This is a genomic window from Rheinheimera salexigens (genome assembly GCF_001752395.1).
Lineage (GTDB): Bacteria > Pseudomonadota > Gammaproteobacteria > Enterobacterales > Alteromonadaceae > Alishewanella > Alishewanella salexigens.
On record NZ_MKEK01000001.1, the window covers coordinates 857,064 to 873,796 of the forward strand.

A 16,733-nucleotide genomic window follows, 5' to 3' on the forward strand; every position below is an offset into this window, starting at 1 on the left:
ACAACCCTGAGCTTATCCAAGCCATGATGGCCAAGCAGCGCTTTGTGCTACCTAAAGGCGCAAGCTTTTGGGATTTATACGAGCAGCGTCATCAGGCCGGTAATGGCCAGCGTATCGACCAAGCTTTGCATGCCATTGAAGAGGCAAACGGCACTAAGCTGAAAAACGTGTTCCAAGACATCAGCTTTAATACCGATAAGCTAGGCCAAGAAAAGCAAAAGAACGATTTATTGCGCCATTTATTAGAAGACTTTGGTAAAGACATTCTTAACCTAAGCTCAGAGCGTGTGGGCAGTTTAGATGTAATTGGTAACGCTTATGAATTCCTAATTAAGCACTTTGCTGCCGGTAGCGGGGCAACGGCTGGCGAGTTCTATACGCCACCTGAAGTATCAGACTTATTAGCCACTATATTAGAGCCAGTAGAAGGCGACCAAATATGCGACCCCGCTTGTGGCTCAGGCTCGTTATTATTGAAGTGCGGCGCTATGGTGCGCAAAAACTCTGGCTCTAAAAAATATGCCTTATTTGGCCAAGAAGCTATCGGCTCTACTTGGGCACTGGCAAAAATGAATATGTTCCTACACGGTGAAGATAACCACCGTATTGAATGGGGCGACACTATTCGTAACCCCTTGCTGTTAGATAAAGATGGTAAAGGTTTATTGCACTTTGACGTAGTAACCGCAAACCCACCTTTTAGTTTAGACAAATGGGGCCATGATGATGCCAGTAACGATCCCTATGGTCGTTTTCGTCGTGGTGTGCCACCCAAAACTAAAGGCGACTATGCCTTTATCAGCCATATGGTTGAAACCCTAAAGCCTGGCTCTTCATCAACAAGAGGGGGGCGCATGGGTGTAGTAGTGCCTCATGGCGTCTTATTCCGCGCATCCAGTGAAGGCAAAATTCGCCAACAACTAATAGAAGAAAACCTGTTAGATACCGTTATCGGCCTACCAGAAAAGCTGTTTTTTGGTACTGGTATTCCCGCTGCCATTTTAATTTTCAAAAAGCAAAAAAACGACAACAAGGTACTATTTATCGATGCCAGCCGTGAATTTAAATCGGGCAAAAACCAAAACCAATTAACTAGCGATAATATTCAAAAAATTATCGACACCTATAAAGCCCGTGAAAACGTGGATAAGTACGCCTACCTAGCTAGCTTTGATGAAATTAAAGAAAACGATTTCAACCTCAATATTCCGCGCTATGTCGATACCTTTGAGGAAGAGGAAGAGATTGATTTAGAAGCAGTACGTGCCGAGCGGCTAGGGCTTAAAGCTGAATTAAATGCCCTTGAAGCAGAAATGGATAGTTACTTAAAGGAGTTGGGATATGGTGCCTAATGGGTGGAAACGTAAACCTCTCGAGAAAGTTGCAGAAATAAAAACTGGCGTAGCCAAAGGAAAAAAAGGATTAAAAGATCCAATCGATGTTCCGTATTTAAGAGTTGCTAATGTTCAGGATGGTTACATTGACCTTTCCGAAGTTAAAACCATTCAGATAGAACGTCACCAACTAGATAGATACTCTTTGCAAGTCGGTGATGTTCTTATGACTGAAGGAGGTGACTTCGATAAATTAGGTCGTGGTGATGTATGGCAAGGACAAATTTCTCCATGTTTAAACCAAAATCATGTTTTTGCTGTTCGCACCAATAAGCAAATTGTGTTGCCTTATTTTCTTGCTGCTTTGTCAGGAAGCAACTACGGTAAAACTTATTTCTTGAGTTGTGCAAAGAGAAGCACCAATCTTGCAAGTATAAACTCGACTCAATTAAAGGAATTCCCTGTTCTTATCCCACCCCTTCCAGAACAACTCAAAATCGCCAAAATTCTATCCACTTGGGATAAAGCCATTAGCACCACAGAGCGCCTAATTGACAACAGCAAGCAGCAGAAAAAAGCCCTAATGCAACAACTACTCACGGGCAAAAAGCGCTTGCTTAATGATTCAGGAAAGCCGTTTGAGGGAGATTATAAACGATATAGTTTTTCTGATTTAGTAGACATAGATTGCAAGTCATTAAGTAGTAAAACTCCTTCTGACTATAAATTTAAGTACGTATCATTATCAGATGTTGAACCAGGTAAAGTTTCTAAAAACTTAGAGGAACACATGTACGAAACTGCCCCTTCTCGTGCTAAACGCATTCTAAAGAGTGGTGATATTTTACTTTCAACTGTACGTCCTAATCTAAAAGGTTTTGCAAGAGTAACCAAGGAAGTTAATGGATATATTGCCTCTACAGGTTTTGCAGTATTAACACCCAAACCAAAATCGTCAGGTGACTACATCTATCATTATTTATTTAGTAGTCACTTAACAGGACAAATCAACTCTTTAGTTGTCGGTTCAAGTTATCCAGCAATAAACTCTTCTGATGTAGCAGGTTTAAAAATTTATTGCTCTTCATATGCTGAGCAAACAAAAATCGCGAAAGTTTTAAATAATTGTGATGAAGGAATTGAACACCTTGAAAAACAATTATCTGATTTACAACATGAAAAAAAAGCTCTAATGCAGCAACTGTTGACAGGTAAACGTAGAGTTGTAGTAAATCTTCCGGAGTGTATTATTTAATGAATATAAATAGCCCTTTACTACAATTAGCGTTATTAGAATCACTAAAAGCAAATAAAATTTCAGATGAAATTGATTTATTCTTACCTTTTATTGCTGTAACACTTTCTGAATTGGGTCGACTTGAGGTCACAGCAGAACTATTACAAGAGCAACTAGCAAAATCTTTTGGGTTTAGGCCTCCATTGTCTGCAGTTCAAGTTTTTATAACAAGAGCTAAAAAGCGACGACTTCTTCATCGTGAAAACCATGCTTTCATCCCTAATATTGAGGAGGTTGATAAATGGAAAAATGGTTATCATGAAAAAAAGGATGACATCACAGCATCACTTGAGTTACTTCGAATAGATTTTATTGATTTTGCTCATAGTAAGTTTAATAAAACTCTTACATCTGAAGAATGTGATTTATTAATTATTCAGTTTATAGATAAGAATATATCCAGCGTTACAGACAATAAATCATATGAAAAGAATGTATTGCGTGAAAAAATTAAAAATACTGATCATGTAACTGCATCTTTTATTAGTTATATCCATAAAAATAAAACTGCTTCACTAGAACATTTTGCGCGCTTTGTTAAAGGGATGCTTCTTGCAAATTATCTATGCCTTGCTGATAAAGTCGGTCAGAAAAAAAATTATAAATCTATTACCGTATACATAGACACTCCTATAATTGTTGGTTTATTAGGCTTTAGTGGTACACAAAAACAAAAATCTCTAAAAGAGTTTATTTCATTATTAGTTAATGTAGGGATAAACATTAATGTCTTTGATAAATCCATTGATGAGACTGAAGGTCTACTCAGTGCATGGCGAGATGACCTAAAACAAAAAAACTATAAGCGTTTTAATACTAAAACTTTAGAGCTACTTCGATATTTAGGATACGACGCGGAAAGACTTGATACAGAAATAAAATTGCTCAGGTCATCCGTTGAAAAAATAGGTATAGTAGTCAAATCTGGATTTAATATTAAACAACAATTTCAATGTGACGAGATCGCTTTAGAGAAAGCAATTTCCCCTAATTTTAGGCCAACTAAAAACCTCCAGCACGATACTATTTGTATTTCACGTATTTATAATATTCGCGAAAATAAAACAGTAAATAATTTGAATCAGCCTTTTACAGTTTTTGTGACTACAAATAATGGTTTAGTTAACCTGGCTAATAAACATTTCATCAATGAAATTCCAAGAAATAGTATTCCTTTAGTTGTTTCAGAACAATGGATGACAGCTATGTTCTGGTTAAAAAAACCAGAGCTATTTGGTAATCTTCCTATGGAACAAGTGATCTCATCTGCATATGGCCTTCTCTATACTGATGACAAATTCTGGGAAAGTTTTATTAAAAAGCTAGAACACCTTGAACGAAAAGGAAAAATTACTGAGGAGGATCTAGTGCAAGTACGCTGGGATTCCGACTTGTTAAGCATGGTGCACGATGTATCAGTTGATGTGGGTGAAGATTTTACTGATGATGATGTTTTTGAAATTGTAGCGGCTATAAAGAACAAACACATTGAGGATAAAGATAGGGAAATACTTGAAATACATGAAGTTAAAAACAATGAAATATCCTTACTTCAAGAAAATATTAATGTTAAAGAAAAGCAATTGATTGCAACTGAAGAAAGGCATAAAAAAATCGCAATTTTTTTATCGTTTATACCAGCTCTAATAGTCATTATTTTTTTAACCGCAGTTGTTTTTATATCCGCAGTTATTGCTTTACCAAGTGAATTATTACCAGCATATATTAAACCAGAACTCCAAAGTCACAGCATTACATTGTTAAGTATACTAATTGTATTCTTTTTAAATTTTCTTGGAAGTTTTTATGATTTAAACTTTCGTACTATTTTTAAGTCAACCCAAAATCTTGTTTTCAATAGAATATATAGACTTTTGCAAGGAGAAGTAGATGAACACTAGCGCTAACTTTCAAGAAGAATTTAGCTCTAAAATACCTTCACTTGCATTGCTAACGACACTTCGCTATCAGTTTATCCCGCCTAGTCAGTGCGATACCTTGCGCGGTAATTTGTTTTTAAAAGATAAAAAAAGCACTCATCAAGTTATTTTGTTACCTGTAATGCGCGCGTTTTTAGCCACGCAAACATTTTCGTTTGCGGGTAAGCAGCATAAGCTGTCGGATGCGGCTATTGATAAGGTAATGCACGAGCTAACCCCTGCGATGAACTTAGGGCTAAAAGCCGCTAATGAAAAGCTGTATAACGCTATGATATATGGCGTTAGCGTAACCGAGTTTATTGACGGCAAAAAAGCCTCGCCAACTATTCAATTAATTGACTGGCATAATATTGCCAATAACCAATTTCACTTCACTGAAGAGTTTGTGGTGCAAAATGCTGAAGGCACGGGCAATCGCATTCCAGATATAGTTTGCTTTGTAAACGGCTTACCCTTGGTAGTAATAGAAGCCAAGCGGCCCGATTCAAATAAAGATGGCAAATCAACCTGCTCTGAAGCGATTTCGCAACACATTCGTAACCAAGGGCAACAAGAAATCCCGCACTTATATGCCTATAGCCAGTTATTGCTAGCAGTGAATGGTAACGATGGCCTTTATGCCACTTGTGGCACAGCTGAAAAATTCTGGGCGAAGTGGACTGAAGAGTTAATACCCGAAGCGGAATTTAACCGCTTAAAAAATAAAAAGCTCGCTAGTGAACAGCTCGATTTACTGTTTAAACACCGCACTTTGGCAGCAAAGCAAGAATATCTGTCGTTACTGGCTGCGGGTGATTTAGTGGTTACGGATCAAGATCGGTTAATTATTAGTTTATTGCAGCCTGAGCGTTTATTAGAAATGACCCGCTTATTTACCTTGTTCGATAAAAAAGCTGGCAAAATAGTTGCGCGTTATCAGCAGGTGTTTGGCATTAAAGCCTTAGTAGAGCGCATAACTACTATTGATGCCTCTGGCAGCCGTGAAGGGGGTGTTATTTGGCATACTACCGGCAGTGGTAAATCTTTTACTATGGTGTTCTTTTCTAAAGCTCTTATCTGGCTAGAACAGCTAGCACAATGTCGCATTATTATTGTTACCGACCGCGTTGATTTAGAAGACCAATTAAGCCGCACTTTCGCCACCGGCGGCGCATTGACCGATAGAGATAAAAAAGATGCGATGGCAACGTCTGGCAGGCGGTTAGCCGAGCAAATAGGTAAAGGTAACGAGCGCGTTATATTTTCAATTATCAATAAGTTTGGCTCGGCAATTAAGTATGACGAATGCTATAACGACAGCCCGAATATTATTGTTATGGTAGACGAAGGCCACCGCAGTCAAAACGGTGAAAATAATATTCGCATGCAGCAAACGCTACCCAAAGCTGCCTTTATCGCCTTTACCGGTACACCGCTTTTAAAAGACGATAAAACCGAAAACAAGTTCGGTAAAATTATACACTCTTACACCATGCAGCAGGCAGTTGAAGATCAAACCGTCACCCCATTGTTGTATGAAGAGCGCATTCCAGAATTGAATGTGAATGATCAGGCTATTGATGCTTGGTTTGATCGTATTACCCAAAAGCTAAGCGATAAGCAAAAGTCAGATTTAAAGCGTAAGTTTTCACAAAAAGGCCAAATTTACCAAACCGAAGGCCGCATTGAGCTTATTGCCCATGATATTTCTGATCACTTTCAAAACTTTAAATATCAACACTTAAAAGGCCAACTGGCTTGTGACTCTAAAGCCTCTGCCATTCGTTATAAAAAAGCCTTAGATAAAATAGGTAAAGTAACGTCAGTTGTGGCCGTGTCTGCACCTGATACACGCGAAGGCCATGAAGCGGTTGACCAAGAAAGCAAAGACATAGTGCAAGTGTGGTGGAAAGATAACGTTTACCAGCAATATGCCGGTGATGATAAAGCCTACACCAAAGCCATTATAGAAGACTTTAGCCGTGATGATGGCCCAGACATTATGATAGTGGTTGATAAGCTATTAACCGGCTTTGACGAGCCCAAAAATACTGTTTTGTATATCGACAAACCGCTTAAAGAGCATAACCTTATTCAGGCTATTGCACGGGTGAACCGCTTACACAGTAAAAAGCGCTTTGGTTATTTAATTGATTATCGCGGTATTTTAAAAGAGCTAGATACCACCATTGAAAAGTATCAAGACTTAGCCGAGCGTACTCAGGGCGGCTTTGATATTGACGATTTAAAAGGCTTATATAACAACGTAGATACCGAATATAAAAAGCTACCAGGTTTACATAGCCTGCTATGGGCTGTATTTGCAGATGTAAAAAATAAACAAGATGGCCCAGCCCTTAGGCAAGCATTAGCCCCTAAGGTGCAAGAGGTTAACGGCCAGTTAGTGGATACCAACCTTAAAAATCGTGATGACTTTTATGATGCCTTAACTGAGTTTGCTAGCTGCATGAAGGTAGCTTTGCAATCAGCGTCATTCTTTGAAGATAAGTCATTTGACGACAAACGTGAATTATATAAACGGGATTTAAAAGCCTTTACAGAATTGCGCTTACAAGTGCGGGAAGATGCAAACGAAACCATTAACTACGATGCATATGCTGAAGATATTCGTAACTTATTAGATAAACATATTGCTGGCATTGAAGTAAAAGAGCCCGATGGTGCCTATTTAGTGGGTAACTTAGGCAAAGACATTAAGCCACAAGATTTAAGTGACGATGAAGCGCGTAACCAAACCGATAAAATTACCGGTCGCGTAACCCAGATGATAGAGCAAGACTTAGCAGATGATCCCTATGCTCAAGAGTACTTCTCAAAGCTGCTAAAACAAGCCATTGAAGATGCCAAAGCCATGTTTGATGCACCGGTAAAGCAATACATTATGTTTGCTGACTTTGAGCAAGACGTTAAAGCCAGAAATGTAGCCACTATACCCAATGACTTTATTAATGAGTCAGGCAAGCTAAATAAACATGCTCAAGCCTATTTTGGTTTATTTAAGCATTTATTTGGCGATGACTATTTAGAGCAAAAAGCGTTAGCCAATGAGCACTTAGTTAAACACGCCTTCTCCATTGATAGCATCGTTAACGATGCGGTGGCAGAGTATTCTATAAACCCTGCAGAAATTGAAAATGCTATTAGCATGAAATTACTGCCTATGTTATTTACCGATTTAGGCATAGAAGACGCCCAAAAACTGATAGAAGAAGTGCTTAAAATCACCCGCCTTGGCTTGGCAAGGGGCTAATGCATTATGAAACCGAGCATGAGCCAAAGCTCAACTAGCAGTGCAGTAGCAGCCAGCACAAAAGCTTCAGCTAAAGAACATGGGGTGTTCTCATACGGAAATGACATTATCCGTTACGATGTTGTTCGCAAAGCGTCTCGTAGCAAAACTCAAAAAGTACTGATTAAGGTGCATCCTGATCAACGTGTGGTTGCAACCGCCCCCAAAGAAGCCAGCGAGCAAGCTATCCATGAAGCCATGCTAAAACGCGCAAGGTGGATTTGGCAAAATCTACAATCGTTCGCCGAGCAAAAAGATTACGTACTACCCAAGCGTTATATCAGTGGTGAAAGCCAATTTTACTTAGGCAGACGCTATGTGCTTAAAGTGATATCAGATCCTGAGCAAGTTATGTCGGTTAAGCTAAGCCGAGGCAAGTTAAACGTGGTGCTGCGTCAAGACAGTAGCGCCATGACAGAGCAACAGCGAGCCAGCAAAGTTAAACCCTTAATCGATAATTGGTATCAACAAAAAGCCAAAGCGATATTTCAAGAGCGATTAAATGAGCTACTGCCCAAAGCAACCTGGGTAACCGGGATTCCCTCATTTCGTATTATGGCAATGAAAAAACAATGGGGCAGCTGCTCAACGAAAGGCAACTTAATGCTAAACCCTCATTTAGTAAAAGCCCCCAAAGAGTGCATAGACTACGTGATACTGCACGAGCTTTGCCATATAGCTGAACACAACCACAGCGAACGCTTTTGGCGCTTACTCACCCAAGTAATGCCAAACTGGAAAGCTGTTAAAGCCAAACTAGATGGCATGGCAGAGCAGTATTTGAATGAATAAAGATGACATGAACTTATACAAATTATCCCTCTTGAAGTAACTTTATTTCTATTAAATTCGCAACTGCTATGTTGTAGTGGTCAATCTGTTTCATTAGATGAACTATTTATCCATTTTGAAATGATTTCATTACCACTTAAATTGCACCAACTTATTAATTGGCCGAGAATGTAATAACTTGAAAAATATTCAAGGCTACTGCCGACGAAATTATCCGGTAAATTTTTTTGAAATGATAGCTTGTTGTTTGTTTCTAAGTAGTTCATATAGCTTTCTATTTTTTTGCAAAATATTGTAGGCCGTATGTGATACGAAACATTCCTGTTTGAATACAAATATGCGGCAGTTAGTTTTGCTTGGTAATCTAGTATGTTAAAAACAGTTTTAATAGAGTATTCGCGAACCAGCTTAGTTAAAACCGAATCTAATTTGATATTTTGATCAATTGAGATTTTATGTTTTGCTATTGTTAAATTCAAAAGCTGATATGCAATTTCTAGTCTATTATTTAAAACAAGCTCTTCAATGCGTTGTATATCAGTAGTAGATAATTGTGTGGACAATACATCTTCTAGTAATCTTTCTATGTAATTTTCCATTGAGAGAAAATCTTCTGGTAGTATTAAATAAAGTCCAGGCCTAGGAATAATTGATTGATAATTTACAATTTTTTTTGCTAAAAGTTTATCTGTGTTTTCTTGATTACTATGTATAAGCGATTGAGCATGAGATATTAATAATAATTCGGCAGATTGTTCTTGAGGAACGAGATGTATTAATTTTTTTTCTGAAAGTTCATTCAATATTTTTACATCTAAGCTTTCTGAACCTGTTAGGTTTACTTCTTCCCTTGTTAGATTTATGTTTTGATAAGGCTGAAATTCTTTGTCTAAAATCCAAGCTAGGAAAGTTACTTTGGTTAAGTAATCAAGATTTATTAAACTTGAGAAAGAAACATCTGGAAATTTAAATTCTTCTATTTTTTTATCAAGTAAATTAACTATTTCTGCAAGTTCAGTATTTCGTTTATTTATTTCGCATTCAGAGCATCTAGGAGCTGATTTTTGACGAATCAGTTGCATTTGCTGTGTTCTTGAATAAACAAAGCTTGGCTTTTTGCAAGAAGGGCATACTGTATTAGCGCAATTAAAAACAACAGAGGTATATTTTTTTATTTCATTGAGGAGCTCTGTTGCGTTTTTATAACCTTTCTGTTCAGCCAGCTCTTTTGCATTGTTGTGATGTTTTATTGGTTGGGTATCAAAGTTAACCTCCCAATACTCAAGCGCCAAATTAACTTTTTGACAGTTAATATCATTTGCAGCAGTGAAACAGAGATAAAAGTTATTAAACATGATTAATAGTGCTTTCACTTTAAGAATTTTCGGTAATATAGCACATAAAAATAGTATAATTAAATAGTATACTTAATATTAATAAGTGCATGTATTGTAGTGGTTTTTGTTGATTTAGTATGAGTGTTGGGGTTATTAAATTAAGTCTGCGTTATCTGATCTATCACCGAGGCTGGCTGCCCAAGCTACTTTCTTAGTGATTTCGGGCCTGTATTCTCGCCACAAATAGTTTAATTCTTGGCTAAGCTTGGTATAGCCTTCTGCTTTAATTAAATTGGTTTTCACCGATATTTCCCTGTCGCTAAATCCACTTAGTATTGATTTTACTGCGCTTAAATTTAACCGCAATAGACGACTTGAGGCTTAACAATAAAAAAGGCCGCGTTAGCGACCTTTTGTTTTATCAAGCAATGCTTAGCAATACCTTAGTACTGGCTAAGTACTGGCTAAGTAATGGCTTAGTGGCGAAAGTGTCTTACACCGGTAAAGACCATGGCCATACCGTGTTCATTGGCTGCAGCAACAACTTCGGCATCGCGCATAGAACCACCTGGCTGAATAACTGCGGTGATACCGGCAGCGGCAGCGGCATCGATACCGTCGCGGAATGGGAAGAAGGCATCTGAGGCCATAACTGAGCCTTTAACTTCTAAGTTCTCATCAGCGGCTTTAATACCGGCAATTTTCGCACTGTACACGCGGCTCATTTGGCCGGCGCCGACACCGATAGTCATACTGTCTTTAACATAAACAATGGCGTTTGATTTGACATATTTAGCCACTTTCCAGCAAAACAACAAGTCAGTTAATTCTTGCTCTGTCGGCTGCCGTTGACTGACCACCGTTAAGTCATCCGCAGTGATTTTAGCTTGGTCGCGATCTTGTAATAACACGCCGCCATTTACTTGCTTGATATCAATAGCAGCAGTTGCTGGGCTAAATTCGCCACAGACTAATAAACGCACATTGGGCTTGGTGCCAATAACGGCAACGGCAGCTTCTGTCGCGGTGGGGGCGATAATCACTTCCACAAACTGCTGACTAACAATAGCGTTAGCGGTGGTTTCATCCAGCTCGCGGTTAAAAGCAATAATGCCACCAAAGGCTGAGGTTGGGTCGGTTTTATAGGCACGGTTATACGCGTCAAGCACTGACTCACCAATGGCAACACCACAAGGGTTAGCGTGTTTGACGATTACGCAGGCTGGCTCTGCAAATTCTTTAACGCATTCTAAGGCAGCGTCGGTATCGGCAATGTTGTTATACGATAATGCCTTACCTTGTAATTGTGTAGCGCTAGCGACTGAAGCGATGCTGTCAGCATTGCTATCAACATAAAAAGCCGCTTGTTGATGGCTGTTTTCGCCGTAACGTAAATCTTGTTTTTTCACAAATTGAGCATTAAAAGTACGCGGGAATTTGTTCGCAGATTCAGCAGGGGTGGCGTAAGCGGGTAACATAGCGCCAAAATAGTTAGCAATCATGCCATCGTATTGAGCGGTATGTTCAAAGGCGCTAATGGCTAAGCTGAAACGCGTGCTGTGATTAGTTGCGCCATTGTTTTGCTGCATTTCTTTAATGACTTTAGCGTAATCACTGGCATTCACCACTATGGTGACATCTTTATGATTTTTTGCGGCTGCGCGGACCATAGTTGGGCCACCAATGTCGATATTTTCTACCGCATCTTCTAAGCTACAGCCTGGTTTAGCTACTGTCTCGGCGAAAGGATATAAATTGACGACCACCAGGTCGATATGACTGATATTGTTTTCGACCATCACATCTTCATCAATACCGCGACGAGCTAAAATACCACCGTGCACTTTAGGGTGCAGGGTTTTAACTCTGCCATCCATAATTTCTGCATGGCCGGTGTAATCAGATACTTCAATTACAGCGATACCTTGTTCGGTGAGGAGTTTGGCAGTGCCACCTGTAGAGAGAATTTCAATGTTGTGTGCGGCTAAGGCGCGGGCAAATTCTACAATACCGGTTTTGTCAGACACACTTAATAGTGCGCGGCGGATAGGGCGTAGTGTGGTCATATTTTAAATCTCATTTCGCGATTAGAAATTGGCTATAGCTAATAATAAAAAAGCACCCGAAGGTGCTTAAGTTGCAGGGCTGGGAACCCTGCATTGGCATTAACCCATGCCGTACTGCTTTAACTTCTTGCGAAGAGTACCACGGTTGATACCCATTAAATTTGCTGCGCGGGTTTGGTTGCCGCGAGTATACTTCATAACTTCTTCTAGTAACGGGCGCTCTAATTCAGATAAGACCAACTCGTACAAATCATCAACGTCCTGACCGTTTAATTGCTGCAGGTAGTTGGCAACTGCTTTTTGGGCTGCGCTGCGTAAAGCTTGTGGCTTTTCCTGCGTTTGTACGTGGGCGTTAGTAATAAATGGCGAAGTAACGTTCGAATTAAACATTGCTTTTCTCTTTTACGTTAGGTTGCTGCTAGTTTATGAAAATAGTCATTTAAGGCGTTAAGCTGGGTTTCAGCCAGCTCGATACCATTGAATTCACTACGAAACACACCGAGTTTGTCATGCTCGGCTAAATACCAGCCCACATGTTTGCGGGCAATGCGAGAACCGGCTAGCTCACCATAAAGCTGGTGTAAACCCTGCACGTGTTCCAGCATAATTTGGCGTACCTCAGCAATGCTGGGTGCGTCCAGTTTCTCGCCAGTAGCCAAATAATGCACTACTTCGCGGAAAATCCATGGTCTTCCTTGCGCGGCTCGTCCAATCATAATGGCATCAGCACCAGTGTACTCCAGCACGAAACGCGCTTTTTCTGGGCTTGTTATGTCACCATTAGCGATAACCGGTATCGACACACTGTTCTTAATAGAACGGATGGTGTCGTATTCGGCTTCACCTTTGTACATACAAGTCCGAGTCCTACCGTGCACAGCAAGCGCCTGTATGCCATTGTCTTGGGCAATACGCGCAATTTGAATACCGTTTTTATTATCCAGATCCCAACCAGTACGTATTTTTAACGTAACCGGTACTTTTACTGCGTCAACCACTGCGCGAACAATATCTTGCACCAGATCGGGATGTTGAAGCAAAGCCGATCCGGCCATTTTTTTGTTCACTTTTTTTGCTGGGCAGCCCATGTTTATGTCGATGATGTCTGCGCCATTGTCGACATTGTAACGTGCAGCCTCAGCCATTTGCTGTGGATCTGCACCGGCTATTTGAATTGAGCAGATACCCGACTCTAACCGATGGCCCATGCGATTCTGTGACTTCTCGCTCTGCCATACCAGAGGGTTGCTCGACATCATTTCTGACACTGCTAGTGCAGCACCAAAACGTCGGCAAAGTTCCCGAAACGTATGATCAGTCACCCCTGCCATAGGAGCACAAATTACTTTGTTCGTTAACTGATATGGACCTATGCGCACCACTGAATCCACGGCTCAACCCTTAAGGGGCGCTAAGTTTACGGATTTTTTGCCGCAAAGCAAAGGTTATTATTTAAACAAAACCATAAATTTACTAGGGGTTGCCATCTTGACATTCTGTAAACGGCTGAAAAACAGTATTTTGTAACGCAGTTTAAACAGCTAAGGCACATTACACTAATAACTAATTGTTGTGATGTTTATTTTTTAAGCAATAATAAATCTAATAATTTGGCGTTATAAGGCCAAATTTAAGTGCCAAGCCAATCAACTTGTCCTCGAGCCTGACGTCGTTTAATCATTAAATCTTCAACTAAAGGCGTTAGAATTAATTCCATAGCCAAACCCATTTTACCACCGGGTACCACTAAGGTGTTTACGCGAGACATAAAAGAGCCATTTATCATGCGTAAGTAATAGGGGAAATCGACATGCTTAATACCGCGAAAACGAATAACAACAAAGCTTTCGTCTAATGACGGTATATCTTTAGCACTAAACGGGTTAGAGGTATCGACTGTAGGCACACGTTGAAAGTTAATATGAGTGCGAGAAAACTGTGGTGTTATATGATTAATATAATCGTCCATACTGCCCACGATACTGGCTTGCACAGCTTCACGGCTATGACCTCGTTCAGAGGTATCGCGGATAATTTTTTGGATCCACTCTAAGTTGACAATAGGCACCATGCCAATCAGTAAATCGACATGTTGCGCCACATTATTTTGCTCGGTGACTGCGCCACCATGTAAACCTTCATAGAACAATAAATCGGTATCTTCGCCAATGTTTTGCCATGGCGTAAATGTGCCGGGTAATTGGTTATAAGGCACCGCTTCATCAAAAGTATGTAAATAATGTCGAACTTTACCTTTGCCATGCTCAGCATAACTGGTAAAAAAAGTTTCTAAGCCAGCAAAGTCGTTTGCTTCTGGACCAAAGTAACTAATATAACGGCCTTGCTCTTTTGCTTTGCGTACTGCTACTTCCATTTCTGGACGACTAAAACGATGAAAGCAGTCGCCTTCAACAAAAGCGGCGTTAATACCTAAGGTACGAAAAATATGCTTAAAGGCGGTACCAGTAGTTGTCGTGCCAGCACCAGACGAGCCGGTGATGGCAATAATAGGGTTTTTATGCGACATAAATAACACCACGGTTAATCATAAGACCGAATACCATAATGCAAAGCCTTAAGTTTGCGCAACTATTTAATGTTTTGGCTAAATGCTATTGCTTAATACTCTGCTGCTTGGCTTAACTAAAGTTTAAAACATAAAGGTAGCAATTAAAGGATCATGATCCGACGAGCGATAAGGGCCCGCCGCGTAATAGCCTTGCTGCTGAGCCGATGATTTATGCTCTAGGTTATAATCTAACACTGCGGGTTCATCGGCATTAATTGGCCAATGTTCCATTTTATGCAAATACTTAGCTAATGCCGGGGTGGCCAAGGCATGATCTAACGAACCAGTACGGCCTCGATAAACATAAGAATAGGCAGCGCTATTTTGCGTTGTGTCCTTATCGTTCTGAACTAAATACTGCCAACCCGCTTGTTCTAATTTGGTTATGGGATCTTCCATGCGGTACGCATTTAAGTCACCTAAAATAAGCATCTTATCGGTATGAATACCAGTAGGTTGGCTGGCTAGCCAATTATGTAGCGCTTTGGCACTGGCTACCCGTTGGCCATTCCAGCACCCTTGGCCATCATGGTTATTCATATCCATTTTACTACTCGCCCTGTTACAACTGCCTTTAGATTTAAAATGATTAATGCTTACGGTGACAATTTGTTCTGAGGCTAAATGTTGAAAGCTTTGGGCTAAAGGTACGCGACTGCCATATTGAAAGGGCGCGGCAAAAGACAGTGCGGCGTGGCCAACAGGCTTAACAGCAGAAGATCGATACAGCAGCGCTACTTTTATGGCGTCGTCGCCAGGGGCTTGTTTGGTGCGTATAAATTGATAAGGTCGTGCCGTTGCAACCCGATTAAGGGCCTGAGTTAAGTTAACAATGGCGCTATTAGTATCGTAACCATTGTTTTCCACTTCTAATAAGCCAATAACATCGGCGTCTAATGCTAATAGTGCGCTAACAATTTTGCTTTGCTGGCGGATAAATTCTGCTTTATTACTGGCACCGCGCTTAGTTGGGAAAGCTTTTTTAGCATTACTGCCATTAAAATAGTTTAAAACGTTAAAACTGGCGATACGTAAGCCAGTTTCAGGTTTTGCACTGGGGGCAGCTGGTCGCGGATTACGGGTAATAAATACCGGGTTAGTGGTGGGTACTAAACGATAACCGCGTTTATCTTCAATTAACACTCCACTGATGTTGCTAACCTCATCGCCAATACGCAAGCTATTATCGGCGCTAAGTGCTGGGCTAGGGTAGCGTACCGGATCTGGGTTTTGCTGCCATAAGCCATCGTCTAATACTAGCATTTGTTGTTGTTGCTGTTGATATAACGCATTAGCCTCTGCGCCAGGCGACATTATTTCAGTGGGTATCCATAAACGCTCAGCGGCTAAGGTTATTTCACCGTAACGCGGTAAATCATAACTATCATTTACCACCAGTTTTTGGCTAAAGCTTAACCATTGGCCTTCTAATTGCTCCCAACTCATATTTGCGGGTAAGGGCAATTGTATCTGGCGTGGTGCAATGGTCTGCTTAGTTTGGCAAACTTGGCTGTGACTAATAGCCGTTAAGCTGGTCATGGCATTATGTTCAGTCACTGTGCCGGTTAACTGAATAAGCTGTCCAGGCTGATACCTTGAGGCCGCAGTGCTATCGGCAATAAACAAACCGCTGCTGGCCTTGCTTATATTTAAGCCTTTATCAGTCATGTTTTGATTTGAAGCATCGTTAGCAGGGTGCGCAGTAATAGTTATTCCTGCTTCAGGACTACCGGCATAGACAATTGCCGTTACCACACCTTGAGTGGTGATATTTTTGCCTTGTAAAGGGCTACTGTCGGTTTGGCCTTGAATGTGGCTAATAGGCGTGAAACTACTGCTACACAATTTATGGCCAGTATCAGCCGCAATGGCAGGAGTCGCGCCAATTGACGCGATAACGAATGCAAAAGTTAATGCGCTTGCTGATGCTGCTCGCAGTGAAAAACTAGACATAATAAAATAACTCAATAAATAACTTGTCACTAAGGTAAAAGGTTTACTTTAAAATCACAATCTTTAAAACCACGTCCTTTTAAACCACGATCTTTAAAATCATGATGTTATTTGCACTAGGCTAGCGAATTTGATTGGTAAGGCTTAACTAGTTTA

At 40.3% G+C, this 16,733-nt stretch carries 12 protein-coding genes; 5 read left to right on the plus strand and 7 right to left on the minus strand.

Going from position 1 to position 16,733, the window contains the following annotated elements; genetic code table 11:
• The first annotated feature begins 26 nt into the window (after positions 1-26).
• The 5 genes from BI198_RS04060 to BI198_RS04080 are packed head-to-tail and all read left to right on the plus strand — an operon-like array spanning position 27 to position 8,652.
• Positions 27-1,352: a type I restriction-modification system subunit M gene (locus BI198_RS04060; protein ID WP_268793915.1), complete on the plus strand. Its 1,326-nt coding sequence runs from the start codon at positions 27-29 to the stop codon at positions 1,350-1,352.
• On the plus strand, positions 1,342-2,589 hold the full coding sequence (locus BI198_RS04065) for a restriction endonuclease subunit S (protein ID WP_070048396.1): 1,248 nt from the start codon (positions 1,342-1,344) through the stop codon (positions 2,587-2,589). Before BI198_RS04060 ends, BI198_RS04065 begins: the two co-directional genes overlap by 11 nt.
• The gene (locus tag BI198_RS04070) at positions 2,589-4,532 is read left to right on the plus strand and encodes a hypothetical protein (RefSeq protein ID WP_070048397.1); all 1,944 of its coding nucleotides are present in this window, start codon (positions 2,589-2,591) and stop codon (positions 4,530-4,532) included. The genes BI198_RS04065 and BI198_RS04070 overlap by 1 nt, the downstream gene beginning before the upstream one ends.
• Positions 4,522-7,821 (plus strand): type I restriction endonuclease subunit R, encoded by a 3,300-nt coding sequence (locus BI198_RS04075; protein ID WP_070048398.1) that lies wholly within the window; start codon positions 4,522-4,524, stop codon positions 7,819-7,821. The genes BI198_RS04070 and BI198_RS04075 overlap by 11 nt, the downstream gene beginning before the upstream one ends.
• A gap of 6 nt (positions 7,822-7,827) precedes the next feature.
• Entirely contained in the window at positions 7,828-8,652 is an 825-nt protein-coding gene (locus BI198_RS04080; RefSeq protein ID WP_235605236.1) for a M48 family metallopeptidase, read from the plus strand.
• A gap of 80 nt (positions 8,653-8,732) precedes the next feature.
• Here the strand turns inward: BI198_RS04080 and BI198_RS04085 are convergent, their stop codons facing one another.
• The 7 genes from BI198_RS04085 to BI198_RS04110 form a co-directional block, all read right to left on the minus strand.
• Positions 8,733-10,007 carry a hypothetical protein gene (locus BI198_RS04085; protein WP_070048400.1) on the minus strand — a complete coding sequence of 425 codons (1,275 nt, stop codon included), beginning with the start codon at positions 10,005-10,007 and terminating at the stop codon, positions 8,733-8,735.
• 135 nt (positions 10,008-10,142) lie between these two features.
• Entirely contained in the window at positions 10,143-10,292 is a 150-nt protein-coding gene (locus BI198_RS15875) for a hypothetical protein (protein ID WP_201243402.1), read from the minus strand.
• A 173-nt stretch (positions 10,293-10,465) separates the two neighbouring features.
• The gene (purH, locus tag BI198_RS04090) at positions 10,466-12,055 is read right to left on the minus strand and encodes a bifunctional phosphoribosylaminoimidazolecarboxamide formyltransferase/IMP cyclohydrolase (protein WP_070048401.1); all 1,590 of its coding nucleotides are present in this window, start codon (positions 12,053-12,055) and stop codon (positions 10,466-10,468) included.
• A 99-nt stretch (positions 12,056-12,154) separates the two neighbouring features.
• Positions 12,155-12,445, minus strand: a complete 291-nt coding sequence (gene fis / locus BI198_RS04095; protein WP_070048402.1) for a DNA-binding transcriptional regulator Fis — start codon at positions 12,443-12,445, stop codon at positions 12,155-12,157.
• 17 nt (positions 12,446-12,462) lie between these two features.
• Entirely contained in the window at positions 12,463-13,446 is a 984-nt protein-coding gene (dusB, locus tag BI198_RS04100) for a tRNA dihydrouridine synthase DusB (protein ID WP_394331517.1), read from the minus strand.
• A 239-nt stretch (positions 13,447-13,685) separates the two neighbouring features.
• Positions 13,686-14,582: a phosphoribulokinase gene (locus BI198_RS04105; RefSeq protein ID WP_070048403.1), complete on the minus strand. Its 897-nt coding sequence runs from the start codon at positions 14,580-14,582 to the stop codon at positions 13,686-13,688.
• Between the two features lie 123 nt (positions 14,583-14,705).
• A complete protein-coding gene (locus BI198_RS04110) occupies positions 14,706-16,577 on the minus strand; it encodes an ExeM/NucH family extracellular endonuclease (RefSeq protein ID WP_070048404.1) in 1,872 nt (623 codons plus the stop codon).
• Positions 16,578-16,733: the final 156 nt, after the last annotated feature.

Excerpts from the sequence above, each read along its gene's own strand:
- BI198_RS04065 (WP_070048396.1), top strand. The coding sequence starts at position 1,342 with ATGGTGCCTAATGGGTGGAAACGTAAACCTCTCGAGAAAGTTGCAGAA.
- BI198_RS04075 (WP_070048398.1), top strand. The coding sequence starts at position 4,522 with ATGAACACTAGCGCTAACTTTCAAGAAGAATTTAGCTCTAAAATACCT.
- BI198_RS04105 (WP_070048403.1), bottom strand. The coding sequence starts at position 14,582 with ATGTCGCATAAAAACCCTATTATTGCCATCACCGGCTCGTCTGGTGCT.
- BI198_RS04085 (WP_070048400.1), bottom strand. The coding sequence starts at position 10,007 with ATGTTTAATAACTTTTATCTCTGTTTCACTGCTGCAAATGATATTAAC.
- BI198_RS04070 (WP_070048397.1), top strand. The coding sequence starts at position 2,589 with ATGAATATAAATAGCCCTTTACTACAATTAGCGTTATTAGAATCACTA.
- BI198_RS04110 (WP_070048404.1), bottom strand. The coding sequence starts at position 16,577 with ATGTCTAGTTTTTCACTGCGAGCAGCATCAGCAAGCGCATTAACTTTT.
- fis (WP_070048402.1), bottom strand. The coding sequence starts at position 12,445 with ATGTTTAATTCGAACGTTACTTCGCCATTTATTACTAACGCCCACGTA.
- BI198_RS04080 (WP_235605236.1), top strand. The coding sequence starts at position 7,828 with ATGAAACCGAGCATGAGCCAAAGCTCAACTAGCAGTGCAGTAGCAGCC.
- purH (WP_070048401.1), bottom strand. The coding sequence starts at position 12,055 with ATGACCACACTACGCCCTATCCGCCGCGCACTATTAAGTGTGTCTGAC.
- BI198_RS04060 (WP_268793915.1), top strand. The coding sequence starts at position 27 with ATGGCCAAGCAGCGCTTTGTGCTACCTAAAGGCGCAAGCTTTTGGGAT.